Source organism: Halorubrum xinjiangense (assembly GCF_049604745.1).
Classification (GTDB): domain Archaea; phylum Halobacteriota; class Halobacteria; order Halobacteriales; family Haloferacaceae; genus Halorubrum; species Halorubrum xinjiangense_A.
In genome coordinates this window covers 2,344,836-2,370,144 of record NZ_CP187140.1, presented here as the reverse complement: position 1 = coordinate 2,370,144, position 25,309 = coordinate 2,344,836, and the positions used below count along the sequence as shown (strand labels likewise).

The window sequence follows — 25,309 nt, the reverse complement described above, 5'->3', positions numbered from 1 at the left end:
CCACTACCCATGCGAGCGATGAGCGCGGTCGGCGACCGGTTCTCGCAGGCGGAGGCCATGGCCCGGGAGAATCCCGAACTCGCCGTCGCCGTGGCGCTCGTCGTCCTGATCGCCGTCGCGGCCGGAGCGGTGGTGCTGCGGTCCCGGCGGACGCCGGGGGTACGGTTCCGCCGACTGCTCGCCGACGAAGACGAGATAACGGTGTTGATGCACCCGAACCCGGACCCCGACGCGATGTCGGCCGCGGTCGGGGTCGCCTCGCTCGCCGCCCAGGTGGACGTCGACGCGACCGTCCAGTACCCCGGCCAGATCCGTCACCAAGAGAACCGGGCGTTCCGGACCGTCCTCGACCTCGAACTGGAGCCGATCGAACACGTGAGCGACCTCGCGGCGGAGTCGGTCGTCTTGGTCGATCACAACGAGCCGCGGGGGTTCGCCGGCGCGGACGGCGTGTTGCCGACGGCTGTCGTCGACCACCACCCGGGGGACGGCGCCGGCGAGTCGTTCACCGACGTGCGGACCGACTACGGCGCGACCGCGTCGGTCGTCGCCGAGTACTTCCAGGACAACGACGCCGTCCCCGTGCCCTCAGACAAGCACGCGAGCGAGACGGCGAGCGCCCTGACGCTGTCGACCGACACGGCGACTGGGCTGCTGTACGGGATCTTGGCCGACACCAAACACCTCACCGTCGGCGCCAGCGAGCCCGACTTCGCGGCGGCCGCCTACCTCTACCCCGGCGTCGACCAGGACCGGCTCGACCGCATCGCGAACCCCGCGGTCGACGCGGAGGTGCTGGAAGTGAAGGCCCGGGCGATCGCGGGACGCCGCATCGAGGGGTCGTTCGGGGTCGCCGACGTCGGCGGCGTGAACAACGTCGACGCGATCCCGCAGGCGGCGGACGAGCTGATCCAGCTCGAGGGGGTCAGCGCCGTCGTGGTGATCGGCGAGCGGGACGGGACCGTCCACCTCTCGGGGCGGTCGCGCGACGACCGGGTCCACATGGGGAACGCGATCGCGGCGGTGTTAGACGACGTCGACAACGGGAACGGCGGGGGCCACTCCCGGATGGGCGGCGGGACGATCCAACCGAACGTCGACCCCACCGGGGAGGGAAAGCCGGAGACCGTCGACCGCGACGCCCTCGCAGACGGGCTGTTCCGGGCGATGGCGGGCGACGTGTGACCGGGACCGACGCGGTGCGGCCGCGCGCGACAGGCGTCCGCGGCGGACACAAGCGTACGGATTTAAGTTCCGGGCGGCGGTTCCTCCGGCATGAACGTCGCTGACGCGCTCGACGACGGGTGGCTCGCGCTCGCCGGCGTCGGCGCCGGTTACGCGCTCGCGGTCGGACTGGTGTTCCTGCTGGTTTTCGTGGTCCCGTACCTAGCCGTCGCGGCGCTGTAGCGCGCGCTTCGGTCGGGAAAATCGAAAAGAGCGACCCGAGGACGGGTCTCAAATCGGAGCGACGCCGACCCGATCAGGCGAACGCCAGCGAGTCGTCGGCGCTCGTCTCCTCGTCCTTGCTGAGCTTCTCGTGGGCCTCGAGGAAGTCGTCGAGCGTGACCTCCGTGCGGTCGTCGCGGATGGCGAACATCCCGGCCTCGGTACACATCGCCTTGATGTCGGCGCCGGAGGCGTCGGGCGTCAGCTCGGCCAGCTCGGCGAAGTCGACGCCGTCGGCGAGGTTCATGTTGCGGGTGTGGATCTGGAAGATGATCTCGCGGCCCTCGGTCTCCGGCTTGGGGACCTCGATGAGGCGGTCGAAGCGGCCGGGGCGGAGGATGGCGGGGTCGAGCATGTCGAAGCGGTTGGTCGCGGCGATGATGCGGACCTCGCCGCGCTCGTCGAAGCCGTCCATCTCGGAGAGCAGCTGCATCATCGTGCGCTGGACCTCGGCGTCGCCCGAGGTCTTCGAGTCCGTGCGCTTCGAGGCGATGGCGTCGATCTCGTCGATGAAGAGGACGGCGGGCTGGTTCTCGCGGGCGACCTCGAACAGGTCACGGACCAGCTTCGCGCCCTCGCCGATGAACTTGTGAACCAGCTCGGAGCCGGCCATCTTGATGAACGTCGCGTCCGTCTCGTTGGCGACGGCCTTCGCGAGCATCGTCTTGCCGGTCCCCGGCGGGCCGTACAGCAGGACGCCGCTCGGGGGCGTGATGCCCACGTCCTCGAACATGTCGGGGTGTTCGAGCGGCATCTCAACGGTCTCGCGGACCTCCTGCATCTGGTCTTCGAGCCCGCCGATGTCGGCGTAGGTGACGTCCGGGGAGTGCTCGACCTGCATCACGCGGGCGCGGACGTCGGTCTCCTTCTCCAGCTTCTTGACCACCGACAGCGAGTTGTTGACCGCGACGCGGTCGTCGGGGTCGAGCTTCTCGCGCATCTCGTCGGTGATCTCGGTGAGCGCCTCCTGGTTGTTCCCGTGCTGTTTGATGACGGCGCCGTCGGGAGTGACCTCCTGGACTGTCGCCACGAACAGCGGGGACTGCTTCAGCTTCTTGTTCTCGTGGGTGAGCCGCTCGAGCTTCTGCTGGTACTTGTTGTTCTCCGCGTTGGCGTCGAGGAGCTTGTCGCGCATCTCCTCGTTTTGGGACTCTAAGACGTCGAGCCGCTCCTGTAAGGAGTCGATTTTCTCTTGTTTCGACGCCGCTCCCTCGTCGTAGGGCATATCGACGTCGTCGACCGTGTCGCTCATTGTGTTTATTAAAGCGTCTCGCGGATAAGAGGCTTCGGGTGGGGGCACGATGAGGGCGTTCCGCCAGCGAAACGGCGAGCGACGGCGGTCTGCGCCCGCGACTATCGGTACCGTTGGTCGCTGTTTTATAACTAGAAATAATTAAAAAGGATAGTAAATATTATCAACTGGCATGACGACGATTGAGACACGCATGAGCACGACCGATGCCGTCACCGCCGACGACGGGACCGCGGACCGCTGGGCGGCCGTTCGCGACCTCCCCCCGAGCGCGAAGCTGGTCGCGAAGGTGCTGGATTACAACGACACGCTGACCCAGAGCGAACTGGCCGAGGAGACGCTGCTCCCGCCGCGGACCGTCCGCTACGCGCTGTCGCGGCTCGAAGAGGAGGACGTCGTCGACTCGCGGTTCTCCTTCACGGACGCGCGAAAGCGGCTGTACTCGCTCGGTATCTAAGCGTCGGACTCTACTCATCTAACCGTCGCGTCGGAGACGACCGTCCGCGACGATTTATACCCGAAACCGCGCCAGTCTTCCCGTGGTCTCGACTACCGCCGTCAAGCGCGCTCTGGCCGCGCTCGCGACGCGCACCGACACCGCGAGACGCCCGTACGTCGCCGTGATCGACGAGGCGGACGCCGCGCGAACCGACCTGCGGCGCGCGGCCGGATTCGTCGACGCCGTCGGGCTGGACCGGCTGGCGGAGGCGGTCGACGCCGCGGACCGCGCGGGCGACGAGGCCGTCGCCGAGCGCGGACGCGACGCGCTCGCGGCGTACCGAGGGTTTCGACGGGCGGCGGGGGGCGACACCGACGAGGACGACCACGGGGGATCGAAGGCGAGCCCCACCCACTCCGACCACTTCCGCTCCGGCCCCGGAATCCCTAAGCCGGACACCGGCCAAGACGCGACCAGATGACACGGGTGATCCACACCGGCGACACCCACATCGGGTACTCGCAGTACCACTCGCCGGTCAGACGCCAGGACTTCCTCGACGCGTTCGAGGCCGTGGTCGACGACGCGGTCGACGACGGCGTCGACGCCGTCGTCCACGCGGGCGACCTCTTCCACGACCGCCGGCCCGAACTGCGGGACCTGATGGGGACCATCTCCGTCCTCCGCCGGCTCGACGACGCCGGCATCCCCTTCCTCGCGGTCGTCGGCAACCACGAGTCGACGCGGGGTGGCCAGTGGCTCGACCTCTTCGAGCGCCTCGGCCTCGCGACCCGGCTCGGCGACGAGCCGGTCGTGGTGGGCGACACCGCTTTCTACGGCCTCGACCACGTCCCCGTCTCGCGGCGCGACGAGCTCGACTACGCGTTCGCCGACCACGACGTCGAGTACGCGGCGCTCGTCGCGCACGGCCTCTTCGAGCCGTTCGGCTACGCCGACTGGGACACCGAGACCGTGCTGACCGAGAGCGATGTCGCGTTCGACGCCATGCTGCTCGGCGACAACCACAAGCCCGACACCGCCGAGGTCGCCGACACGTGGGTCACGTACCCGGGCTCGACGGAGCGGGCGAGCGCCAGCGAGCGCGAGGGGCGCGGCTACAACCTCGTCGTCTTCGACGCCGACGCGGCCGGGGGCGACGACCGCGTCGAGATCCGGCGCCGCGCGCTCGACACCCGCCCGTTCGTCTTCGTCTCCGTCGAACTGCGCGAGGGGGAAGGCGAGTCCCGAGTCCGCGAGCGCGTGCGTGAGCACGACCTCGCGGAGGCGGTCGTCCACGTCGAGATCACCGGCGAGGGCGACCCGGTGACGCCGGCGGCCGTCGAGGAGTTCGCGACCGACGAGGGCGCGCTCATCGCGCGCGTCACGGACAGACGCGAGGTCGACGCCGACGGCGAGGTCGACGTGAGCTTCGCCGACCCCGAGGACGCGGTCCGCGACCGGCTCGACGAGCTGCCGCTGTCGACCGCCGCGCGCGATGTGGAGCGCGCGGTCCGAGAAGACACCGTCCCCGACACCAACGTCCGCGAGACGGTGAAGCGCCGAGTGGAAGAGCGGCTCGACGAGGAGGAAGGCCTCGGCGCGTTCGAGCCGGTCAAGGCGGCCACGGAGGCGGTCGAGACGGACGACGACGCCGCCGTCGACGCCGATAGCGACGAACCGGCCGACGAATCGGACGACGACGAATCGGACGACGACGAATCGGACGACGACGAATCGGACGACGACGAAGCGGACGACGACGAATCGGACGACGACGAAGCGGACGACGACGAATCGACCACTGACGAGCCGGATGCCGAGTCCGATCCCGCGGAGGCGACGGACCCCGACCCGGCGTCGACCGACGGGCAGGTCTCCATGGAGGATTACCTGTGAAGTTCGACCGCGTCCGCCTCGCGAACTTCAAGCCGTACGGCGACGCCGACCTGCGACTGACGGAGGGCGTCACGGTCATCCACGGGCTCAACGGCAGCGGGAAGTCGTCGCTGTTGGAGGCCTGCTTCTTCGCGTTGTACGGGTCGAAAGCGCTCGACGGGACCCTCGAAGACGTCATCACGAACGGCGAGGAGGAGACGGAGGTCGAGCTCTGGTTCACCCACGACGGCGTCTCCTACCGGGTCGAGCGGCGGCTCAGGGCCTACGACGACCGGATCGACCACCAGTGTACGCTCGAATCGACCGACGGGAGCGACGTGACCCGCGACGGCGCACGGGCGGTCCGCGAGTTCGTCACGGAGCTGCTGCGGATGGACGCTGAGGCGTTCGTCAACTGCGCGTACGTCCGGCAGGGTGAGGTGAACAAGCTCATCAACGCCACCCCGCGGGAGCGGCAGGACACGATCGACGACCTGCTCCAGCTCGGGAAGCTCGAGGAGTACCGCGAGCGCGCCGGCGACGCACGGCTCGGCGTCGAAGACGTCCTCGAAAATCGACGCGGCCGGCTCGATCAGCTCGACGAGCAGATCGCCGCGAAGGAGGACCGCGACCTCCACGGGCGGCTCAACGAACTGGAGAGCGAGCTCGGCGAGGTCACCGACGAAATCGACCGGTACGAGACCCAGCGGGAGCAGGCGAAGGAGACGCGCGACGCGGCCGCGGAGACGCTCGAGACCCACGCCGAGAAGCGCGAGAAGCTGGAGGCGGTCGAGGACGAAATCGACGAGATCGAAGCGTCGATCCGGGAGGCCGAGCGAGAGCGCGACGAGCACCGCGACGCGATCCGCGAGGCCCGCGAGCGGATCGACGAGATCGAGGCCGCGATCGACGACCGGCTCGACGACGCCGGCCTCGACGCGGCGAGCGAGGAGGCGATCGCCGACCGCCGCGCGGCGCTCGACGATCAGGAGGAGACGGTCCGCGAGGAGCTCGACGACGAGCGGGTGGGCGCCGAGGCGTATCGAAATCAGGCGACGAACCTCGCCGGGAAGGCCGACGATCGCACCGAGCGCGCCGCAGAGATCGAATCCGAGGCCGACAACCTCGACGACGAGGCGGAGGCGGCGGCCGAGGCGGCCGACGAGCGCGAGGCCTCGATCGAGGACCTTCGCAAGGAGGCCGACGGGCTCCGCGAGCGGTTCGCGGCCGCCGACGCGGATGTCGACCGCGAGGGCGTCGCCGACGAGCGGGACGCGCTGCGCGACGAGCGCGGCGAGGTCCGCGAGCGGATCGCCGAGCTGTCGACGGAGCTGAAGAACGCCCGCGAGCGGGTCGAGGAGGCCGAGGAGCTGCTCGCGGCGGGCAAGTGCCCCGAGTGCGGCCAGCCGGTCGAGGACTCGCCGCACGCCAGCGGGATCGACGAGGACCGCGAGCGGGTGGCGGAGCTCGAAGCCAAACTGGAGACGGCCCGCGAGCGCGAGGAGGACCTCGACGAGCGAATCGCGGAGTTGGACGAGCTCGCGAGCGCCGCGGACCGGCTCGACGAGATCGACGAGCGGGTCGAGACCCTCGAAGAACGGGTCGAAGAGAAGCGCGCGGAGGCCGAACGGAAGCGGGAGTCGGCCGCGGAGAAGCGCGAGCGCGCGGCCGACCTCAGGGAGGAGGCCGAAGAGACCCGCGAGGTCGCCGCCCAGAAGCGCGAGGAGGCGGAGGCCGCCGCGGAGCGCGTCGAGGAACTGGAGGCATCGCTGTCGGCGATCGACGACGCCCGCGAGGCGGTGACGGCGATCGAAGAGCGCTTGTCGGCGATCGCGGACGCGGAAGACGAGATCGAGCGACGCCGCGAGAAGCGGGAGAACCTCGAAGAGGTGAACGACGAACGGCGCGACCGGCTCGCCGACAAGCGCGAGCGCCGCGACGAACTGGCGGACGCCGTCGACGAGGCCGCGGTCGAGAACGCGAAGGAACGGAAAGCCGACGCCGAGCGGTACCTCGAACAGGTCGCCGAGGAGCTCGACCGTCTCACCGAACGGCAGGAGGAGCTCCAGAACGCGATCGGCGGGGTGAAAGGCGAACTCAGCGAACTGGAGGGGCTCCGCGAGGAGCGCGAGGCGCTGGGCGAGCGCGTCGACGCGCTCGAGACGCTCCACGAGGAGACGAGCGAGCTGGAGTCGATGTACGGCGACCTGCGCGCGGAGCTCCGCCAGCGCAACGTCACCGAACTGGAGCGCACACTCAACGAGACGTTCGAACTCGTCTACGGCAACGACGCTTACTCGCACATCGAGCTCGACGGCGAGTACGTCCTCACCGTCTACCAGAAGGACGGCGAGCCGCTCGACCCCGAGCAGCTCTCCGGCGGCGAGCGCGCCCTGTTCAACCTCTCGCTGCGCTGTGCGATCTACCGGCTGCTCTCGGAGGGGATCGAGGGCGCGGCACCGACTCCGCCGCTCATCCTCGACGAGCCGACCGTCTTCCTCGACTCCGGCCACGTCTCCCGGCTCGTCCGGCTCGTCGAGGAGATGCGCGGGTTCGGCGTGCGCCAGATCATCATCGTGAGCCACGACGACGAGCTGGTCGGCGCGGCCGACGAGCTGGTCACCGTGGAGAAGGACCCGCGCTCGAACCGCTCGACCGTCCGCCGGGAGGACGCGGCGGACCTCGACGTCGCGGAACTTGCCGGCGACTGAGCACCACCGTTGCGACTGTTCCCTTTATAAATATCCGACGACGGCAGGAGCGGTAGAAGCCCGCGGGGACACCGCCGCTGAGAGGGACGGCGGCGACGGCTCGCACCTCCACGTCGGCGCGTGCCTGCGAGCGGCCGCCACCGGCGGCCGCGAGGAGCACGCGCGAGGGACGCGGCGACCGAAGCGAAGCGAGGGAGCCGCGAGGCTGGGGAGGCGTGAGGCTCACACTCGGCCGATCGAGGATTCAGACGCGAACGGCCGCAGACCGCCGCGGAGCGCACTTATGAATAGAGTATCAGTCGCCGTCGCGCTCACCAACGGCGCCCTCGTCCGCCGACCCGCCCCGCAACAGCCCCAGCGCCTCGGCCGCGACGCCGGTCGCCTCGTAGCCGCGTCGCCCGGCGACTTCGGCCTCGTCGACCAGTCCCGCCGCGCGGAACTCCGTGATCGTCCCGTGAAGGTCGGACTCGCACATGTCGGCGGCGTCGAGCAGGTCGATCGCGGCGATCGGCCCCTCGTCGACGACCACCGCGAGCAGGCCGAGCGACCGGTCGTCGCGGACCGCGCCGAGCGTCCGCCGGACCGGTTCCGGCACGCCGGAGGCCGCCGTCGCGAGCGGCGATTCCCCGTCGACGACCGAGATCTGGTCGTTGTCGATGTACCGCTCCTCGCCGGTGGCCGGGTCCCGCACGCGGCTCGACTCGGCGGACCGCTTCACGAGGAGGTACGTCTCGCCGTCGCCGTCGCGAACCGTCTGCATGGTCGAAAAGGGGCGGCCCGCGGACATTACGCTTCCGGGGGCGGCGCGTCGGGGTCGGGGTCGACGGCATCCTCGTCCTCCGCGTCGGCCTCGGCGGTTTCGACGTCCGACTCGGCTTCAGCATCTTCGGCGCCTGCCTCGGCTGACGCTGCGGCCTCGTTGGCCTCGTCCCGCGAGCGCTCCCACGCCCGGTACGTCTGGTAGGTCCGGACGCCCGCCAGGAATCCCCCGACGAGCAGCGCCGGGCCGACCCGCGACCAGCCCTCGAAGTACCACACCATCGGGCCGAGCGCGACGAGGAGGACGGCGGCGTTCGCGTAGATGACGGCGACGACGAACGCGCGGAGGGTCCCCTGGTCCACGTCGCTGGCGCCCTCGAAGTCGCCGCCGTCGTCGAACGACTTCACCGAGGGCGCCTTCGGGATGTCGGGCGTCATCTCCCGCTCGGCGTCGGAACTCTCGCCGACGGAGATCTCGCCCTCGTCGTCCTCGTCGAGGCTGAACACGCTCGGGCGTACGCGGCGTCAGGGCAAAGGGGTTCCGTCCGGGTGCGGCGCCGCGGCTACGGGACGAGCGAGATCGGAGCTGAAGAGCGGAGAGGTGAGAAGCCGGGGGCGGAACGCCGCCTCAGAGCGCGTCGGCGAGCCGCACCGTTCGGCTCGCTTCGACCCACGCGAGGGGGTTTGTGGCGTCGAAAATCACCACGTTCCCGTCGTCTTCGTACGACTCCACCTCGGCGTCGACCGCGTCGGAATCGGCCGGACGAGCCACCTGGGGTTCGGAACGTGGGTCCGAAGACATAGACCATGGTAAGTCGTCACACATTATATGCCTTTCCGTGGCGGGATAGCTCGCCGCACCCGAAAGCCGAGTTTTTTAGCCGGGTGACGCCGAAGAGCGGATATGACTCAGTCGGGGCTGTCGGACTTCTCGTCGACCGGGGACGCGGGCGACGGGGCCGACGGCGACACGGACACCGAGCGAGAGGACCTCGCCGCCCAAGAGGCGGCCGTCGTCGCCGGCGGCGGGCGGGGCCACGTCAGCGACGTGGTCGACGTCGACGAGGCGAAGTTCCCGGAGTCGACCGGGACCGTCGAACTGATGATCACCCAGATCGACTACGCCGTCGAGGGGTACGGCAGCGACGAGTACCCGGTCGTCCACGTGTTCGGCCGGCGGCCGGCCGAGAACGTCGAGGACGCCGACCACGACGTCGTCGAACACCTCCGCGTACTGGGCGTCGAACCGTACTTCTACGTTCCCACGGCCGACCTCGATCGCGACCCCGTCGAGGAGTACGACGTGGTGATCGGGACCCGCGAGGAGAATCCGGACGGCGAGCCGTACGAGAGCATCCGCGGCGAGCCGCTCACCCGGATCGTCACCCGCACGCCCCGCGACGTGGGAAACATCCGTGACGACTTCGCGACCAGCTTCGAGGCGGACATCCTCTTCCCGAACCGCTTCCTGATCGACAACGGGATCAACGGCGGGATCCGCGTCGAGGAGCGCCGGCTCGACGACGGGGAGGGGACGATCCAAGTCCACGAGGGGCACCTCGAACCGGCCGAGGTCGACGCCGAGATGCGGGTGAACACCTTCGACATCGAGGTCGACGACCGGCGGGGATTCCCCGAGGACGGCGAGGAGCCGATCATCTGTCTCACCAGCCACGACTCCTACGACGACGAGTACGTCGTCTGGCTGTACGACGCGCCGGAGGCCGAGATCCCGCCGCCCGAGGACCTTCCCGATTACGAGGGGATCGTCGACGAGGGGGCGGAGCTCGACTTCCGGGTCCGCACCTTCGAGGAGGAGGCCGCGATGCTCGACGCGTTCGTCGAGTATATCGCAGAAACCGACGTAGACCTTATGACTGGGTGGAATTTCGAAGATTTCGACGCGCCGTACCTCCTCGATCGGATGGAGGTCCTCGACGACGGGAGCGAGTACGACCTCGACGTCGACCGGCTCTCCCGCATCGGCGAGGTGTGGCGCTCCGGCTGGGGCGGCCCGGACGTGAAGGGCCGGGTCGTCTTCGACCTGCTGTATGCCTACAAGCGGACGATGTTCACCGAGCTGGAGTCGTACCGGCTCGACGCGGTCGGCGAGCGCGAACTCGGCGTCGGGAAGGAGCGCTACACCGGCGACATCGGCGACCTCTGGGAGCAGGACCCCGAGCGCCTCCTCGAATACAGCATCCGCGACGTGGAGCTGTGCGTCGAGATTGACCGGAAGCAGGACGTGATCGCCTTCTGGGACGAGGTGCGCACCTTCGTCGGCTGCAAGATCGAGGACGCGCCGACCCCGGGCGACACCGTCGACATGTACGTCCTCCACAAGGCGTTCGGGAAGTTCGCGCTCCCGACGAAGGGGCAACAGGAGTCGGAGGACTTCGAGGGCGGCGCCGTCTTCGATCCGATCACCGGCGTCAAGGAGATGGTGACGGTCCAGGACCTGAAGAGCCTCTACCCGATGTGCATGGTGACGATCAACGCCGGCCCGGAGACGAAGGTCGACCCCGACGAGTACGACGGCGAGACGTACGTCGCGCCCAACGGGACCCACTTCCGGAAGCAGCCGGACGGGATCATGCGCGAGATGGTCGACGAACTGCTCTCCGAGCGCGAGGAGAAGAAGGCGCTCCGGAACGACCACGAGCCCGGCACCGAGCCGTACGAGCAGTACGACCGTCAGCAGGCTTCTGTCAAGGTTATAATGAACTGCTTCACGCCGGACACCGAGGTCGTGACCCCCGACGGCGTTCGGGCGATCACGGAGTTGGAGGTCGGCGACGCCGTGTACTCGCTCGATCCCGACACGGAGGAGATGGCGGTCAAGACCGTCGAGGAGACCCACGCGTATCCGGATTACCGAGACGAACTCGTCGACATCGAGACTTCGAAGATCGACTTCCGGGTGACGCCGAATCACCGGATGCTGGTCCGGAAAAACGAGACGAACGGGATCACGGAGGACGGGTACAGTTTCGTGGAGGCCGGCGACCTCGATCGGGCGACCAACTACGAACTGCCTCACGACTGGGACGGACCGGACGGAGAACGGATCGACGAGGTCGATCTGACCAAACTCGCCGACGGCGAGTACGAGGTGTGGGTCCGCCCCAGCGTCCACGGTCACACGTTCACCGCCGAGCTCGGCTGGACGCCGCGGCGCGTGCCGAAGGCGGACGTCGGCGAGACCGGCTACGTGTTCACGGCGGCCGAGTTCGAGGAACATCGCGAGTACGTCGAGTCGGTGTGCGAGACGAGCTACGTTCACCGCGAGTCCGGCCGGAAGTGGGTTCCGCGGACCTACGACGGGGACGACTTCCTCGAACTGCTCGCGTGGTACGTCACGGAAGGGAACGTGTACACCTCCGAAGAGAAGCAGTTCGGCGACAACCTTCGCGGCTCCGCGACGACGGTGAAGATCGCGCAGGACGCCGTGGCGGACGGCGGGGACTCCGACCACGAGACGATCGGCGATCTCCTCGATCGGATGGGATTGGACTACTACGTGGACGACCGCAGCTATCAGTTCACCTCGGCCCTGCTCGGGGACCTCCTCCGGGACCGCTGCGGCGACGGGAGCTTCGAGAAGTCGATTCCGGACCGCGTCTTCGAGGCGACGAGGGCGCAGAAACGCGCGTTCTTGGAGACGCTAATCGACGGCGACGGCGACCGGCAGACCGGATCGTGGCGGTACACGACGTCGAGCGAGGAGTTACGGGACGACGTGCTTCGTCTGTGTGCCCACCTCGGGCTCACCGCGAGTTACAACCAGGACAGCGGGAGCTGGCGGATTTACGTCACGGAAGACGCGAAGAACACGCTTCGAATGCACCGGAGCGGAAGCCGAAGCGAGGCCGAAGACGGGGTCTATTGCGTGACCGTCGAGGACAATCACACGCTCCTCGCAGGGCGGAACGGGAAGTTCCAATTTGTCGGCCAGTCGTTATATGGAGTCACGGGGTGGGATCGGTTCCGGCTTTACGACAAAGAGGGCGCAGCAGCCGTCACAGCGACCGGTCGGGAGGTCATCGACTTCACCGAGGAGGCGGCGAACGAGCTCGACCACGACGTTGCGTACGGAGACAGCGTCACGGGCGACAGACCCGTCGTCGTGCGCGATCCGGAGGGTATCGTTCGAATCTTGCCGATCGCCGATCTCTTTGAGCGCTCGGACGCGACTGCGAGCCAGGATCTGATTGTTACCGCCGACGGCGGGCCTGTCGCTTCGGTGTCGGTCGAGAAGGAACGGGGTCGCGTGGACGGGTGGGAGGCGCTTTCGGTGACCGGAGACGGCGAACCGGAGTGGCAGCCGATCGAGCAGGTGGTCCGGCACGAGACCGACAAGCCGGTCGTCAACCTCCAGCATAAGTTCGGAGAGTCCACGACGACCAGAGATCATTCGTACGTCGTTGAAGAGGACGGCAGTCTCGTCGAAACGAAGCCGGAAGACGTCGAAGAGCCGCTTCGGGTACCGGGTCTCCCCGAGGTCGAAACGGTGGAGAAGATCGACGTATACGACGTGTTGAAGGGGTACACACGCGAGTACGAAGACGGTCGAAGCGTCGGCAGCGAGAGCGCGGAGACAAAGGTCAAGCGAGTCCACGCGAACGACGACTGGGTCTGGTTCGGCCACAGCCATCACAATTCGATAGAGAAGAGCATCAAGGTACAGCGATACGTCGACTTGGACTCCGAAGACGGACGGGCGCTCGTGCGGTTGCTCGCCGCGTACGTCACCGAAGGGAGCGCCTCGACGATCGAAACAACCGACACCAGGTTCGGCGCGAGCATCGCTGAGTCCAGAACGGAGTGGCTCGAAGGGCTTCAGGAGGATTACCAGCGTCTGTTCGACGGAGTGACAGCTAGTGTCATTGCGTCGGACACGTCCGGCGAACGGACCGTCGAGTACGGAACCGACGACGGGGATCAGTCGGTAACGTACGACGACGGCACCCACAAGCTCCAGATGATGAACGAACTCTCGGCGGTGTTCTTCCGTGAGTTCGCTGGGCAAACGTCGCGTGGGAAGCGTATTCCGGGGTTCGTGTTCAATCTCCCCGAAGATCTCCAACAGCTCTTCGTCGACGTACTCGTAGAGGGCGACGGCTCACGCGAATTCCCACGGTACTCGGCCGAGTACTGCGAGCGAAACTTCGACTTCGAGACGACGAGCCGAGAACTCGCGGCGGGACTCTCTACGCTTCTCACGCAGCGCGGGGAGAAGCACTCGCTGAAGTACAGGGATAGCAAGGAGAGTTACACGATTCGAACGTGTGATTACTACCGGAGCGGACGGGATCCAGTAGTCGAGGAGGTGGATCACGACGGGTACGTGTACGATCTCAGCGTCGCAGAGAACGAGAACTTCGTCGACGGCGTCGGCGGAGTCGTTCTCCACAACACCGATTCAGTCATGCTGTCCCTCGGCCAAGAGGTGGACAAGGAAGAGGCGATCGAGACCTCCTTCGAGATAGAGGACCACATCAACGAGCGGTACGACGACTTCGCGCGCGACGAGCTCAACGCCGAGTTCCACCGCTTCCAGATCGAATTCGAGAAGCTCTACCGGCGCTTCTTCCAGGCGGGCAAGAAGAAGCGGTACGCGGGCCACATCATCTGGAAGGAGGGGAAAGACGTCGACGACATCGACATCACCGGCTTCGAGTACAAGCGCTCGGACATCGCCGGCATCACGAAAGAGGTCCAACAGAACGTCATCGAGACGATCGTCACGGGCGACGACATCGACGAGGACATGGAGGAGGTGAAGGAGTACCTCGTCGACGTCATCGCGCGGGTGCTCGACGGCGACATGGACCTCGACGAGATCGGGATCCCGGGCGGGATCGGGAAGAAGCTCGATGCCTACGACACCCCGACAGCGCAGGTCCGCGGCGCGAAGTACGCGAACCTGATGCTCGGGACGAACTTCGGGAGCGGGTCGAAACCGAAGCGGCTCTACATCGAGAAGGTCCACCCCGACTTCTGGGCGCGGATGGAAGATGAGGAGGGGCTCGACCCCCAGCGCGACCGCCTGTACGGGGAGTTCAAGCGCGATCCGGACGTGATATGCTTCGAGTACGCCGACCAGGTGCCCGACGAGTTCGAGGTCGACTGGGAGAAGATGCTAGACAAGACGCTGAAAGGCCCCATCGAGCGCGTGATCGAGGCGCTCGGCATGTCGTGGGAGGAGGTCAAGACGGGCCAAGAGCAGACCGGACTCGGCTCGTTCATGTGACCGACGACGAGCTGGAACGCCGCCTATCGAAAGCAGTTTTCGATTGGAAGAAAATTTCTTGGTCGATCTGCGATTTTTGACGGGGAGATGCGTAACCATTAACCCCCTCAACCCCCACCGTCAACGTACGAGGCACGAGAATACACATGGCTACTCTCGAAATCAACGATCTTCACGCACGAGTGGCGGAAGAGGACGGCGAACGCATCCTTCGCGGGGTCGACCTGACCGTCGAGTCCGGGGACATCCACGCGCTGATGGGCCCGAACGGGTCCGGGAAATCGACGCTCGCGAAGGTTATCGCCGGCCACCCCGCCTACGAGGTCACCGGCGGCGAGATCCTGCTCCACCTCAGCGAGGCGGACGTCGCCGACGTCGACGTCGAGCTCGACGACGAGGACTACCACTGGGAGCTGCTGGAGCTTGAGCCGAACGAGCGCGCCGCGCTCGGCATCTTCCTCGGCTTCCAGTACCCCGCCGAGATCGAGGGCGTCACCATGACGAACTTCCTCCGCCAGGCCCTCAACGCGAAGGCCGACGAGCGCGAGGAGCTGTTCGAGGACGAGGACGAGGAGGAGGCCGAGGCCGACGACGACGAGGACGAAGGCTACGAGACCTCCCCGATGGAGGGGCCCGCGGACGACGGCGAGATCGGCGTCGCCGAGTTCCAGGAGATCCTCTCCGAGAAGATGGAGCTGCTCGACATGGACGAGAAGTTCATGCAGCGCTACCTCAACGCCGGCTTCTCCGGCGGCGAGAAGAAGCAGAACGAGGTCCTCCAGGCCGCGATGCTGGAGCCGAGCGTCGCCGTGCTCGACGAGATCGACTCCGGGCTCGACATTGACCGCCTGAAGGACGTCTCGAAGGGGATCAACGCGCTCCGCGACGAGCAGGGCACGGGCATCCTCCAGATCACCCACTACCAGCGCATCCTCGACTACGTCGAGCCCGACCACGTACACGTCATGCTCGACGGCGAAGTCGTCAAGAGCGGCGGCGCGGAGCTCGCCGAGAAGCTCGAGGACGAAGGGTACGACTGGGTCCGCGAGGACGCCTTCGAGGCCGCGTAACCACAAATGGTCACGCGACAGGAATAAACAGGCAAACACGTAACACAATATCATGAGTTCACAACAGGACGACCTCAAGGAGACAGACACCGAGGCCCGCTTCGAGTTCAAGAAGGAGGAGAAGTCCGCCTTCAAAAGCGAGAAGGGTCTCACCGAGGAGACGGTCCGCGTCATCTCGGAGGACAAAGACGAACCGGAGTGGATGCTGGAGCGGCGCCTGCGCGCTCTCGAACAGTTCCAAGAGATGCCGATGCCGACCGACTGGCCCGGCCAGCCGGACCTCTCGGAGGTCGACATCAACGAGATCGTACCGTACATCCGCCCGGACATCGACAAGCGCGGCGGCGCCGACAGCTGGGAGGACCTCCCGGAGGAGATCCAGGACACCTTCGACAAGCTGGGCATCCCGGAGGCGGAGAAGAACGCGCTCTCGGGCGTCGGCGCCCAGTACGAGTCCGAGATCGTCTACCAGAACATGCAGGAGCGGTGGGAGGAGAAGGGCGTCATCTTCTGTGACATGGACAAGGCCGTCCAGGAGCACGAGGAGATCGTCCGCGAGCACTTCATGACGAAGTGCGTCCCCCCGAGCGACAACAAGTTCGCCGCGCTTCACGGCGCCATCTGGTCCGGCGGTTCGTTCGTCTACGTCCCCGAGAACACCACCGTGGAGATGCCGGTCCAGGCGTACTTCCGGATGAACTCCGAGGGGATGGGCCAGTTCGAGCACACGCTCATCATCGCCGAGGAGGGCTCGGAAGTCCACTACATCGAGGGCTGTTCCGCCCCGAAGTACTCGGCGTTCAACCTCCACTCCGGCGGCGTCGAAGTGTTCGTCGGCGAGGACGCCCACGTCCAGTACTCGACCGTCCAGAACTGGTCGAAGAACACGTACAACCTGAACACCAAACGCGCCATCGCCGAGAAGGGCGGGCGCATGGAGTGGATCTCCGGCTCGATGGGGTCGAAGGCGACGATGCTGTACCCCTCGACGATCCTGAAGGGCCGCGGCGCCTCGGACAACCACATCACCATCGCCTTCGCTGGCGAGGGCCAGGACATCGACACCGGCGCGAAGGTGTACCACAACGCGCCGGACACCAAGTCCACCGTCGAGTCCAAGTCGATCGCGAAGGACGGCGGCCGCACCAACTACCGCGGCCTCGTCCACATCGCGGACGGCGCGGAGAACTCCTCGACCGCCGTGGAGTGCGACGCGCTGATGTTCGACAACGAGTCGACATCGGACACGATGCCGTACATGGAGATCAACGAGTCGAAGGTCGACGTCGCCCACGAGGCGACCGTCGGCAAGATCGGCGACGAGGACATCTTCTACCTCCAGTCGCGCGGTCTCGACGACGACGACGCCAAACAGATGATCGTCTCGGGGTTCATCGAGCCGATCACGGAGGAGCTGCCGATCGAGTACGCCGTCGAGCTCAACCGGCTCGTCGAGCTCGAGATGGAGGGTTCGCTCGGATAACATGAGCACGCAAGCAATCGAGAGCCTCTCGGAGGACACGGTACGACGCATCGCCGACGAACGCGACGAGCCCGAGTGGCTCTTAGAGACCCGTCTGAACGCGCTGTCCGCGCTGGAGACGGCCGAGCTGCCCGACGTCATCCAGACGCCGGGCCGCCGCTGGACCGACCTGGAGGCGCTGGACTTCGAAGCGCTCGTCGACCCGCTGAACCAAGCGGACGAGACCGAGCGGACCGCGGGCGACGACGAGGTCGTCGTCCTCCCGTTCACCGAGGCGCTCGACGAGTACGGCGACGTCATCGAGGCGAACTTCGGCTCCGTCCTCGACCCCGAACACAACTACCTCACGGCGCTCTCGGTCGCGCTGTTCACCACGGGCACGTTCGTCTACGTCCCCGAGGGCGTCGACGTCGAGGACGTGACGGTGCGCGCGGAGATGAACTCCCGCTCGCTGTTCAGCCAGACGCTCGTCGTCGCCGAGGAGTCGTCGTCCGTGACGATCCTCGAGTCGATCGAGTCCGGTGACGCCGAGGTCAGCGACGACCGGTACTTCTCGAACCTCGTCGAGGTCGTCGCGGGCGAGAACGCGAACGTCCAGTTCGGCTCGCTCCAGAACCTCGATTCGGACGCGTACACCTACTCGCTGAAGCGCGGCGTGACGGACACGTACGCGACGGTCGACTGGATCGAGAGCAACTTCGGCTCGAAGCTCACCCGCTCCGACATCGAGACCGAGCTCAACGGCGACGGCTCTGAGAGCCAGATCGTCGGGACGTTCTTCGGCACGGACGACCAGCACTTCGACATCAACGCCCGCGTGTGGCACCAGGCCGAGCAGACGACCGCCGACCTCGTCACCCGCGGCGTGCTCGACGACGTCGCCCGCTCCGTCTACGAGGGGGTTCAGGACGTCGGCGAGGACGCGTGGAACACCTCCAGCTACCAGCGCGAGAACACGCTGATGCTGTCGGACGACGCCGAGGCCGACGCGTCGCCGAAGCTGATCATCCACAACCACGACACCGAGGCCTCCCACTCCGCGACGGTCGGCCAGGTCGACGCCGAGGACCTGTTCTACCTCGAGAGCCGCTCGATCGACTCGCGGACGGCCCGGAACATGCTCGTCGAGGGCTTCTTCGTGCCCGTCTTAGAGGAGATCGCCGTCGACGAGTTCCGCGACGACGTCCAGGAGCTCGTCTTGGAGCGCCTCCAGTAGGCCGCACGGTCGTCCTCGCTCGCCCGCTCGTTTTTCACCCGCCCGCTCGTTTTTTACCCGCCGAACGGATTTGTACTCTCGACCCGCCGCGGAGCGGCCGGTGCGCGAGGGGAACGGCTTAAGACCGACGACGCCCGAGTCGGGAGTATGCGAACCCGCGTATCGCGCCGTCTCGGGTGGTCGCGGTGAGCGTGAGCCAGCGGGTCGCCTCCGACGACCAGCTCGCGCGGCTGCTCCAGATCGGAATCGTGCTCGAGGAGGTCGTCGAAGCGCGAACGCACCGCCACTACCAGCAGCTGGACGCCGAGCTCGACGAGGAGGTGGAGACGCTGCTCGCGGACGCCGCCGAGGAGTCCGCAGACCACCGCGAGCGGCTGGAGTCGCTCGTCGAGGGGCTCGGCGTCGACAGCGTCCCGTTCGGCGAGATCGAGTCGCTGGTCGACGCTCGCTACGGGCGGACGCGGCCGGAGGACTTCGACGACGTGTTGTACGACCAGCTGTGCAACGAAGAGACGGCGTACAAGTTCTACGACGACCTCATCGAGGCGATCGAGGACTCCGACGCCGCGTTCTCGATCGACCGCGAGGAGCTGCTCGCCACCCTGACGACGATCCGCGACGAGGAGGCCGAGGGCGTACGCGAGGTCACGGAGGTCATGGAGCGCCGATGAACCGGGCAGACGAGTCGCCGACGAGCGCCGACGGAGGACAGCCGTGAACACCGCAGATCAGTACCTCAAGACGATATACGTCGTACAGGACAGCGAAGACGGCCCCGCCTCGACCGGGTCGATAGCCGACGCGCTCGGCGTCAGCCCGGCTAGCGCCAACGAGATGATCGGCAAGCTCGAAGAGCGCGGGCTCGCGGAACACGAGAAGTACAAGGGCGTCAAACTCACCGACGACGGCATCGTCCGGGCACGGGACGCCCTCCAGACCTACTGCATCATCGAGCGGTTCCTCGCGAACGTCCTCGCGGTCGAGGATTTCCAGGCGGAGGCCCGCGAGCTGGAGGCCGTCATCGACGACACGGTGGCGGAGCGGCTCGACACGATCATCGACCGCCAGCCGGAGTGTCCGGACTGCTTCGACCCCGAGTCCGACGCCTGCGCGTGCCTGGAGGTCGCGGCGGCGCCGGTCGAGCCGGAACAGCAGTAGGAACGGCCGCAGAAAGCCCCGTCAGCGCTCTTTAGACGCCCGTTGAGTACCGCAAAATGCCGGCGATCCCGCCGAACGCGTCGAGCAGCTGTTCGCCCTTCTCGAAGTCCGTGGAGATGAACTTCGTGTCCGTCCCGCGCTGTTCCGCGATGGCCATCAGGTGTTCGATGACGTCCTCGCGTTCCTCGACGTCGGCCGCCTCGCCGCACTCGCTGCACTCGTGGTCGGGCGTCGAGTGGCGGGCGTCGAGCACCTCGTACTCCTCGTGGCCGTTGGGGCACTCGTAGACGACGACGTCGGAGCGGAGGTCCTCGGAGATGAGCAGCCGGTCGACGGAGCCCATGATGAGGTTCCGGCGGGTCTGTTCGAACCCGTAGGTCGCCTCCTCGCCGGTGTTGAGCTTCTCGAAGAACTCCTCCATGTTGCGTTTGTCCTCGACGATCTCCTGGTCGGCGAGTGCCTCGCTGGCGTTGTCGACGAGGTCCTTCAGGCCGGACTCGTCGGTGTAGGCGACGTCGAACTTGCCGAGCACCTTGTCTTGTAGCTCGTGGTGGAGGTAGTCGCCGTCGAGGAACTCGTCTTTCGTCGGCGAGGGGCCGCCGACGAGGATGCCGTCCAGCTCGTGGCGCTTGTCGACGAAGAGGTCGTCGGCCATCCCCGCGACCTCCTGATAGAAATTGTCGATGGCTTCGAGGCGCAGGCGGGCGAACCGCTGTGCGGACTGACCCCCCTTCCGCTGTTTGCCGGGGACGAGCGAGGAGGCGGACTTGACGGGCTCGACGCGTTTCCCCTTCAGCCAGCCGACGTTCGCCTCGCGGCGGTCCAAGACGATGAGCCCGAACAGCCCGGAGTCTTCGAGCATGTGCTCGAGCGGTTCCGTGAGGAACTCCGAGTCGCAGTGGTAGCGGAACGACTCGACGGGCTGCGGGGGCGACTCCAGCGTCCGGGTGACCATGTCGGTCTGCCCGCCACCCGCGTCGATGGCGCCCGAGAAGATCACGATGCCGTTCTCGGGCGGGAAGGTGTCGTAGTAGCGCAGTCGGTCCTTGATAGACGTCAGCGCGTCTTGGACGGCCGTCCGAGTCTGCTTGGACTTGATGTTCGACGCCTCGCTGTGTTCCTGCGTGACGTGGGCCACCACGTCGGAGATCTGCCTGTCTTCGGGGATGTAGATGGTGACGAGCTGGGTGCCGGAGCCCTCGTAGTCTTTGAGCTCCTCGATGACCTTGCGGAACTCGTACTTCCGGCGGTCCTCGTTCGCCTTCTGTGCGTCGCTGCTCATTACCTAGGGTTCGCTCCCGTGCGGGTAAGTAAGCTTTGACCTACGGGCTCTCCCCGGTGAAACGCCCCGCCTCGGCCGTGAGCAACCGCATCAGGGGGTTCGTTCTCAAGCGTAGTGCTCCTCGAGGTAGTCGACGATGTCGTCGCTCTCGTACATCGTGACGCCGCGGTCGGTGTCGACGAGGTACGGGATCTGGTCGTCACCGACCGCGGTGAGCTCGCCGTGGGTCACCTCGTTCGTCACGTCGCCCCCGACGTCGCCGGGAAGCCGCGGGTTGTGCGCGACGTAGGAGACGCCGAGCTCGGAGAGCGTCTCGCGGACCTTCGCGCTGTGCGGGCAGCCTTCCGACTGGTAAAGTTCGAGCATCGGTCGAGGATACGGTCGCCGGAAGAAAACAGTTTGCGGGCGGTGCGAGCGCCGGCGCGGGAGCGTCCCTCCCGGCGCTACATCGACTCCGGGGCCTCGACGCCCAGCACGTCGAGCGCGTTCGCCATCGTGTGTTTCGCGGCCGCGACGACCGCGACGCGGGCGTCGCGCAGCTCGTCGGTCTCAGCGGTCACGACCGGGCACTCGCGGTAGAAGGCGTTGTACGCGTCCGCGAACTCGCGGGTAAACGTCGCGATCGTGTGCGGTTCTAAGTCGTCCGCGGCGGCCTCGATCGCGGCGGGGAAGCGCGCGACCTCCCGGAGGAGGTCGCGGGCCGCGTCGGTTTCGAGCGCGCTCGCGTCCACGTCCAGCGCGTCGAGGTCGACCTCGCCGTCGGCGTCCGCGGTCACGCCCGGCACGTCGATTCCGGCGGCAGCGGCCTCGCCGAGGATGCCGGCGCAGCGCGCGTGGACGTACTGGACGAACGGGGCCGACTGCGCCTCGAAGTCCAAGGCGTCCTCCCACTCGAAGGTGATCGCCTTCGCGGGCTGCTTCGAGACGATGTCGTACCGGACCGCGCCGATCCCGACCTGGTGGGCGATGCGCTCGACGTCCTCGTCGGTGAGGTCGTCGTCGCGGATGCGGTCGTCCATCCGGGACTCGACCGCCTCGCGGGCGCGGTCGATCGCCTCGTCGAGCAGGTCGTCGAGCATCACGCCGGTCCCCTTCCGGGTCGACATCTTCCCGTCGGGGAGGTTGACGTACGAGTAGATGACGTGGCCGAGCCGGTCGGCGTCGTTGCCGAGCAGTTCGAGGGTCGCGTCGAGCTGGTCGGCCTGCAGCTTGTGGTCCTCGCCGAGGACGGTGACGGCGCGGTCGTAGTTGTCGAACTTCCACTCGTGGTGCGCCAGGTCGCGGGTCGTGTAGAGGCTGGTGTCGTCCGAGCGCAGGAAGACGAGGTTCTTGTCGATCCCCCACTCGTCGAGCTCCAGCTGCCAGGCGTCCTCCTCGTAGACGGCCTGGTCGGTCTCCTTGAGCCGCGCAGCGATGTCGTCCGTGGAGCCGTCGCGCATGAACCGCGTCTCCTTGACGAACTCGTCGAACTCCGCGGGGAGGCGGCCGAGGCAGTCTTTCATCCCGCCGAGGACAGTGTTGACGACCTCGCCGACGCGCTCGTACGTCTCCTCGTCGCCGGCTTCGAGCCCCTGAAGGATCGACTGAATCTCTTCCTCCGCGGCCTCGACCGCGTCGGCGTCGGCCTCCTCCAAGAAGGCGTTCCCCTTCCGGTAGTAGCGCACGAGGTCGTACTCGGCGCGGTCGCGCGCGGGCTCCGCGTCGAGGTCGGACTCGTCGAACCGCTCGTACGCCCACGTGAACACCGCCATCTGCCGGCCGGCGTCGTTGACGTAGTAGTGGCGGTCGACGTCGTAGCCCGCGTACTCCAGCAGGTTCGCCACGGCGTCGCCGACGATGGGGTTGCGCGCGCGACCGACGTGGACCGGACCGGTCGGGTTCGCGCTGGTGTGCTCGACCACGACCGAGGTGTCCCGGTCGGGGAGCGCGCCGTAGTCGGCGTCGACCGCGGCCGCGTCGAGCGTGTCCGCGAGGTAGCGCTCGTTCGCGTGGAAGTTGACATACGGCCCCGCGGTGTCGACGCTCGCGACGTAGTCGCTTCCCTCGACAGACACCGCCTCCGCGACCGTCGCCGCGACGTTCGGCGGCGCGTCGCCGACCTCGCCCGCGAGTCGGAAGGCGACGCTGGAGGCGAGCGTCGCGTCCATGTCGTCGGGCGGGCGTTCGATGCCGAGGTCATCGGTCGGGAGGTCGAGCGAGCCGAGCGCATCCGCGAGCGCCGCCTCGACCTCCGACCGGAACTGCCTGAACATACCGTCCGTTCGACGGGCGAGTTAAAAGGCCCTTCCGAAGCGGCTCGGCGGGCGAGACGTGGGATCGGAGGAGACAGAACACCGATTATGCTGAATTGCGGTGGCGCGTGCCGACGAGCGCCCGGAGGGCGCGAGTCGCACGCGCGAGGGAGTCGGTCGCCGAGCGAAGCGACGGCGACCGACGAGGCTGGGGAGGTGTGAGGTGCGGTTGCGGTGCTGTGGGGTGGGACTCAAAGGGGCAGCCGGGAGGCGGGCGCAGGCGACGTAAGCACTGGAGGGAGCGAGCACCGCGAGCGACCGAAGCGCGCAACGAGCGTGCGCCCGCCTCCCGGCTGGGGCTTTGGAGGCACTCACCGCCGATCTGTTCTCAGTTATTTATAAGCGAGCGACGGGAGCTTTGGAGGCACTCACCGCCGATCTATTCTCAGTCATTTATAAATGAGCGGCTGGAGCTTTGGAGGCGACCTCGGTCGGCCGCAGTCAACGATTTATAAATAGTCCTTCCGAACGGCGATTCGGGATGTCACAGCATCCGTCTGCCACTACTTATGAGACAATCTCGTCGATCAGCTCCCGCGCGCTGCGCCGCACGGCCGCGTCGCTCTCGATCGACGGCTCCCACCCCAGGGCAGACAGCTTCTCGATCGACAGGCGCATCTTCGGCACGTCGCCGGTCCAGCCGCGGTCGCCGCCGGTGTAGCTGTACTCGGGGTCGACGCCGAGTTCCTCGCTCACGATGTCGGCGATCCGGGTCACCGAGGTGGTGGTCCGCGTCCCGAGGTTGTACGTGTTCAGGTCGTCGTCCGCGTGCTCGACGACGTGCTGGATGGCGTCGACGCACTCGGAGACGTGCATGTACGACTTCTCCTGGCGGCCGTCGCCGAGGATCTCAAGCTCCGTCGGGTCCTCGTCTAACTTCTCGATGAAGTCGGGGATCACGTTGCCGCGCTGGCGCGGGCCGACGATGTTCGCGAACCGGAACACCCACGACTGAACACCGTAGGAGTGCGCGAACGTCGAGATCAGCGCCTCGTCCGCGAGCTTCGCGGAGCCGTACATCGAGATGGGCTCCATCGGCGCGTAGTCCTCGGGCGTCGGCCGCGGCGCCTCGCCGTACACCGTCGACGAGGAGGTGAACGCGAAGCGGTCGACCCCGACCTCGCGCATCCGCTCCAAGACGTTGTACGTCATCGCGGTGTTCTCCTCGAATAACGCGCGGTCGTCGTCGTAGTTCGTGTCGGTGTACGCCGCGAAGTGGAAGACGACGTCGAGGTCGCCCGTGACCGCGCGGGCGACGGCGTCGGGATCGGTCATGTCCGCCTCGACGAACTCCGCGCTCTCGGGCACCCGATCTCGGGTCCCCTTCGAGAGGTCGTCGGCGACGCGGACGGTCGCGCCGCGGTCGAGCAGCGCGGCGGCGAGGTGGCTCCCGACGAGGCCGGCACCCCCGGTGACGAGGACGCGCGAATCGGCGAGGTTCATACCGGTCGGTCGGCGGTCGCGGATAAGTACGTGTGGAATCGGAACGGGAGTCGAGCGGGACGGGAACAGCGGTGGAACGCGACTACAGGTTCTCGAACGCCTCGTCGACGATTTCACCGGTGTCGGCGACGATGTCCGCCATCTCGTCGTCGTCGGGCGCCATGCCCACGAGCCGGGCGATACGCATGATCGAGACGTGGTAGACGCGCTGGACGCCGGGCTCCTCCTCCCAGATGACGACGTTACACGCCATCAGCGCGCCGAGCTTGTTGTCGGTCGCGTCGAGCGCGCGGTCGGCGACGTCCGGGTTACACGCGCCCAACACGTAGTAGGGGTCGCGACCCGCGTCGACCTTCTCGTTGAGCATCTCGGACGGCGAGAACTCGACGGGGACGCCGAATCCGGCGTCGGTGAACACCTCGCGGACGTGTTCGATCGCCTCCTCGTGGCCCATCTCGAGGGTGGTCTGCTTTTCGCCGATGTCGTCCGGGTCGATCTGACTCGGGTCGATTGGAAGCGTCATTCGTGTACTGTCTTGGGCCTACGTAACAAAGACCCTTCGGATAGCACACCGAGAGATCGGAGAAGCGACCGAGCGACCTCGTCGGGACGGCTTCCGGCAGCAATAGTA

General features: G+C 67.0%; 21 protein-coding genes. 12 read left to right on the top strand and 9 right to left on the bottom strand.

Annotated features, from left to right (window positions below):
- The first annotated feature begins 9 nt into the window (after positions 1–9).
- Together ACOZ35_RS13110 and ACOZ35_RS13105 are read left to right on the top strand one after the other, a co-directional pair.
- Complete coding sequence (locus tag ACOZ35_RS13110) at positions 10–1,185, top strand: DHH family phosphoesterase (RefSeq protein WP_424013994.1); 1,176 nt, start codon at positions 10–12, stop codon at positions 1,183–1,185.
- A 90-nt stretch (positions 1,186–1,275) separates the two neighbouring features.
- Positions 1,276–1,407 (top strand): hypothetical protein, encoded by a 132-nt coding sequence (locus ACOZ35_RS13105; protein ID WP_007345815.1) that lies wholly within the window; start codon positions 1,276–1,278, stop codon positions 1,405–1,407.
- 73 nt (positions 1,408–1,480) lie between these two features.
- On the opposite strand, the gene pan1 is transcribed toward ACOZ35_RS13105, so the two are convergent.
- Positions 1,481–2,698, bottom strand: coding sequence for a proteasome-activating nucleotidase Pan1 (gene pan1 / locus ACOZ35_RS13100; RefSeq protein WP_424013993.1), 1,218 nt, complete (start codon positions 2,696–2,698; stop codon positions 1,481–1,483).
- Positions 2,699–2,891: 193 nt separating this feature from the next.
- Here pan1 and ACOZ35_RS13095 point away from each other — a divergent pair, with 193 nt between their 5' ends.
- The 4 genes from ACOZ35_RS13095 to rad50 all read left to right on the top strand — a co-directional run bounded on the left by ACOZ35_RS13095 (position 2,892) and on the right by rad50 (position 7,723).
- Positions 2,892–3,155 carry a MarR family transcriptional regulator gene (locus tag ACOZ35_RS13095; protein WP_049931722.1) on the top strand — a complete coding sequence of 88 codons (264 nt, stop codon included), beginning with the start codon at positions 2,892–2,894 and terminating at the stop codon, positions 3,153–3,155.
- A gap of 82 nt (positions 3,156–3,237) precedes the next feature.
- Positions 3,238–3,618: a hypothetical protein gene (locus ACOZ35_RS13090; RefSeq protein WP_424013992.1), complete on the top strand. Its 381-nt coding sequence runs from the start codon at positions 3,238–3,240 to the stop codon at positions 3,616–3,618.
- The gene (gene mre11, locus ACOZ35_RS13085) at positions 3,615–5,033 is read left to right on the top strand and encodes a DNA double-strand break repair protein Mre11 (RefSeq protein WP_424013991.1); all 1,419 of its coding nucleotides are present in this window, start codon (positions 3,615–3,617) and stop codon (positions 5,031–5,033) included. The genes ACOZ35_RS13090 and mre11 overlap by 4 nt, the downstream gene beginning before the upstream one ends.
- Positions 5,030–7,723, top strand: coding sequence for a DNA double-strand break repair ATPase Rad50 (gene rad50 / locus ACOZ35_RS13080; protein WP_424013990.1), 2,694 nt, complete (start codon positions 5,030–5,032; stop codon positions 7,721–7,723). The genes mre11 and rad50 overlap by 4 nt, the downstream gene beginning before the upstream one ends.
- Positions 7,724–8,018: 295 nt before the next feature.
- Here rad50 and ACOZ35_RS13075 read toward each other — a convergent pair whose 3' ends face one another.
- The 3 genes from ACOZ35_RS13075 to ACOZ35_RS13065 form a co-directional block, all read right to left on the bottom strand.
- Positions 8,019–8,483 carry a DUF7346 family protein gene (locus ACOZ35_RS13075; RefSeq protein ID WP_424013989.1) on the bottom strand — a complete coding sequence of 155 codons (465 nt, stop codon included), beginning with the start codon at positions 8,481–8,483 and terminating at the stop codon, positions 8,019–8,021.
- A 26-nt stretch (positions 8,484–8,509) separates the two neighbouring features.
- Positions 8,510–8,989, bottom strand: a complete 480-nt coding sequence (locus tag ACOZ35_RS13070; RefSeq protein WP_424013988.1) for a DUF7322 domain-containing protein — start codon at positions 8,987–8,989, stop codon at positions 8,510–8,512.
- A gap of 121 nt (positions 8,990–9,110) precedes the next feature.
- Entirely contained in the window at positions 9,111–9,284 is a 174-nt protein-coding gene (locus ACOZ35_RS13065) for a DUF7331 family protein (protein WP_424013987.1), read from the bottom strand.
- A gap of 102 nt (positions 9,285–9,386) precedes the next feature.
- Here ACOZ35_RS13065 and ACOZ35_RS13060 point away from each other — a divergent pair, with 102 nt between their 5' ends.
- From ACOZ35_RS13060 to ACOZ35_RS13035, 6 genes are all read left to right on the top strand, one after another.
- Entirely contained in the window at positions 9,387–14,735 is a 5,349-nt protein-coding gene (locus tag ACOZ35_RS13060) for a DNA polymerase domain-containing protein (protein WP_424013986.1), read from the top strand.
- Positions 14,736–14,881: 146 nt separating this feature from the next.
- Positions 14,882–15,805, top strand: a complete 924-nt coding sequence (locus tag ACOZ35_RS13055; RefSeq protein WP_424013985.1) for an ABC transporter ATP-binding protein — start codon at positions 14,882–14,884, stop codon at positions 15,803–15,805.
- 52 nt (positions 15,806–15,857) lie between these two features.
- On the top strand, positions 15,858–17,288 hold the full coding sequence (gene sufB / locus ACOZ35_RS13050) for a Fe-S cluster assembly protein SufB (protein WP_004598699.1): 1,431 nt from the start codon (positions 15,858–15,860) through the stop codon (positions 17,286–17,288).
- A 1-nt stretch (position 17,289) separates the two neighbouring features.
- Entirely contained in the window at positions 17,290–18,504 is a 1,215-nt protein-coding gene (sufD, locus tag ACOZ35_RS13045; protein ID WP_424013984.1) for a Fe-S cluster assembly protein SufD, read from the top strand.
- Between the two features lie 185 nt (positions 18,505–18,689).
- Positions 18,690–19,175 (top strand): ferritin-like domain-containing protein, encoded by a 486-nt coding sequence (locus tag ACOZ35_RS13040; RefSeq protein ID WP_424013983.1) that lies wholly within the window; start codon positions 18,690–18,692, stop codon positions 19,173–19,175.
- A gap of 43 nt (positions 19,176–19,218) precedes the next feature.
- Positions 19,219–19,662: a metal-dependent transcriptional regulator gene (locus ACOZ35_RS13035; protein ID WP_424013982.1), complete on the top strand. Its 444-nt coding sequence runs from the start codon at positions 19,219–19,221 to the stop codon at positions 19,660–19,662.
- Positions 19,663–19,693: 31 nt separating this feature from the next.
- Here the strand turns inward: ACOZ35_RS13035 and prf1 are convergent, their stop codons facing one another.
- The 5 genes from prf1 to ACOZ35_RS13010 all read right to left on the bottom strand — a co-directional run bounded on the left by prf1 (position 19,694) and on the right by ACOZ35_RS13010 (position 25,201).
- Positions 19,694–20,944 (bottom strand): peptide chain release factor aRF-1, encoded by a 1,251-nt coding sequence (gene prf1 / locus ACOZ35_RS13030; protein WP_424013981.1) that lies wholly within the window; start codon positions 20,942–20,944, stop codon positions 19,694–19,696.
- A 105-nt stretch (positions 20,945–21,049) separates the two neighbouring features.
- Positions 21,050–21,310: a glutathione S-transferase N-terminal domain-containing protein gene (locus tag ACOZ35_RS13025; protein ID WP_424013980.1), complete on the bottom strand. Its 261-nt coding sequence runs from the start codon at positions 21,308–21,310 to the stop codon at positions 21,050–21,052.
- 77 nt (positions 21,311–21,387) lie between these two features.
- On the bottom strand, positions 21,388–23,196 hold the full coding sequence (gene argS / locus ACOZ35_RS13020; protein WP_424013979.1) for an arginine--tRNA ligase: 1,809 nt from the start codon (positions 23,194–23,196) through the stop codon (positions 21,388–21,390).
- A 546-nt stretch (positions 23,197–23,742) separates the two neighbouring features.
- Complete coding sequence (locus ACOZ35_RS13015; RefSeq protein WP_424013978.1) at positions 23,743–24,678, bottom strand: NAD-dependent epimerase/dehydratase family protein; 936 nt, start codon at positions 24,676–24,678, stop codon at positions 23,743–23,745.
- An 82-nt stretch (positions 24,679–24,760) separates the two neighbouring features.
- Complete coding sequence (locus ACOZ35_RS13010; protein WP_424013977.1) at positions 24,761–25,201, bottom strand: DUF302 domain-containing protein; 441 nt, start codon at positions 25,199–25,201, stop codon at positions 24,761–24,763.
- Between the last annotated feature and the right edge of the window lie 108 nt (positions 25,202–25,309).

What these genes read in the sequence shown, in the direction of transcription:
- pan1 (WP_424013993.1), bottom strand. Translation starts at nt 2,698, where the DNA reads ATGAGCGACACGGTCGACGACGTCGATATGCCCTACGACGAGGGAGCG.
- ACOZ35_RS13025 (WP_424013980.1), bottom strand. Translation starts at nt 21,310, where the DNA reads ATGCTCGAACTTTACCAGTCGGAAGGCTGCCCGCACAGCGCGAAGGTC.
- ACOZ35_RS13060 (WP_424013986.1), top strand. Translation starts at nt 9,387, where the DNA reads ATGACTCAGTCGGGGCTGTCGGACTTCTCGTCGACCGGGGACGCGGGC.
- ACOZ35_RS13075 (WP_424013989.1), bottom strand. Translation starts at nt 8,483, where the DNA reads ATGCAGACGGTTCGCGACGGCGACGGCGAGACGTACCTCCTCGTGAAG.
- ACOZ35_RS13055 (WP_424013985.1), top strand. Translation starts at nt 14,882, where the DNA reads ATGGCTACTCTCGAAATCAACGATCTTCACGCACGAGTGGCGGAAGAG.
- ACOZ35_RS13105 (WP_007345815.1), top strand. Translation starts at nt 1,276, where the DNA reads ATGAACGTCGCTGACGCGCTCGACGACGGGTGGCTCGCGCTCGCCGGC.
- sufD (WP_424013984.1), top strand. Translation starts at nt 17,290, where the DNA reads ATGAGCACGCAAGCAATCGAGAGCCTCTCGGAGGACACGGTACGACGC.
- ACOZ35_RS13110 (WP_424013994.1), top strand. Translation starts at nt 10, where the DNA reads ATGCGAGCGATGAGCGCGGTCGGCGACCGGTTCTCGCAGGCGGAGGCC.
- sufB (WP_004598699.1), top strand. Translation starts at nt 15,858, where the DNA reads ATGAGTTCACAACAGGACGACCTCAAGGAGACAGACACCGAGGCCCGC.
- ACOZ35_RS13015 (WP_424013978.1), bottom strand. Translation starts at nt 24,678, where the DNA reads ATGAACCTCGCCGATTCGCGCGTCCTCGTCACCGGGGGTGCCGGCCTC.
- ACOZ35_RS13010 (WP_424013977.1), bottom strand. Translation starts at nt 25,201, where the DNA reads ATGACGCTTCCAATCGACCCGAGTCAGATCGACCCGGACGACATCGGC.
- prf1 (WP_424013981.1), bottom strand. Translation starts at nt 20,944, where the DNA reads ATGAGCAGCGACGCACAGAAGGCGAACGAGGACCGCCGGAAGTACGAG.
- argS (WP_424013979.1), bottom strand. Translation starts at nt 23,196, where the DNA reads ATGTTCAGGCAGTTCCGGTCGGAGGTCGAGGCGGCGCTCGCGGATGCG.
- ACOZ35_RS13095 (WP_049931722.1), top strand. Translation starts at nt 2,892, where the DNA reads ATGAGCACGACCGATGCCGTCACCGCCGACGACGGGACCGCGGACCGC.
- ACOZ35_RS13065 (WP_424013987.1), bottom strand. Translation starts at nt 9,284, where the DNA reads ATGTCTTCGGACCCACGTTCCGAACCCCAGGTGGCTCGTCCGGCCGAT.
- mre11 (WP_424013991.1), top strand. Translation starts at nt 3,615, where the DNA reads ATGACACGGGTGATCCACACCGGCGACACCCACATCGGGTACTCGCAG.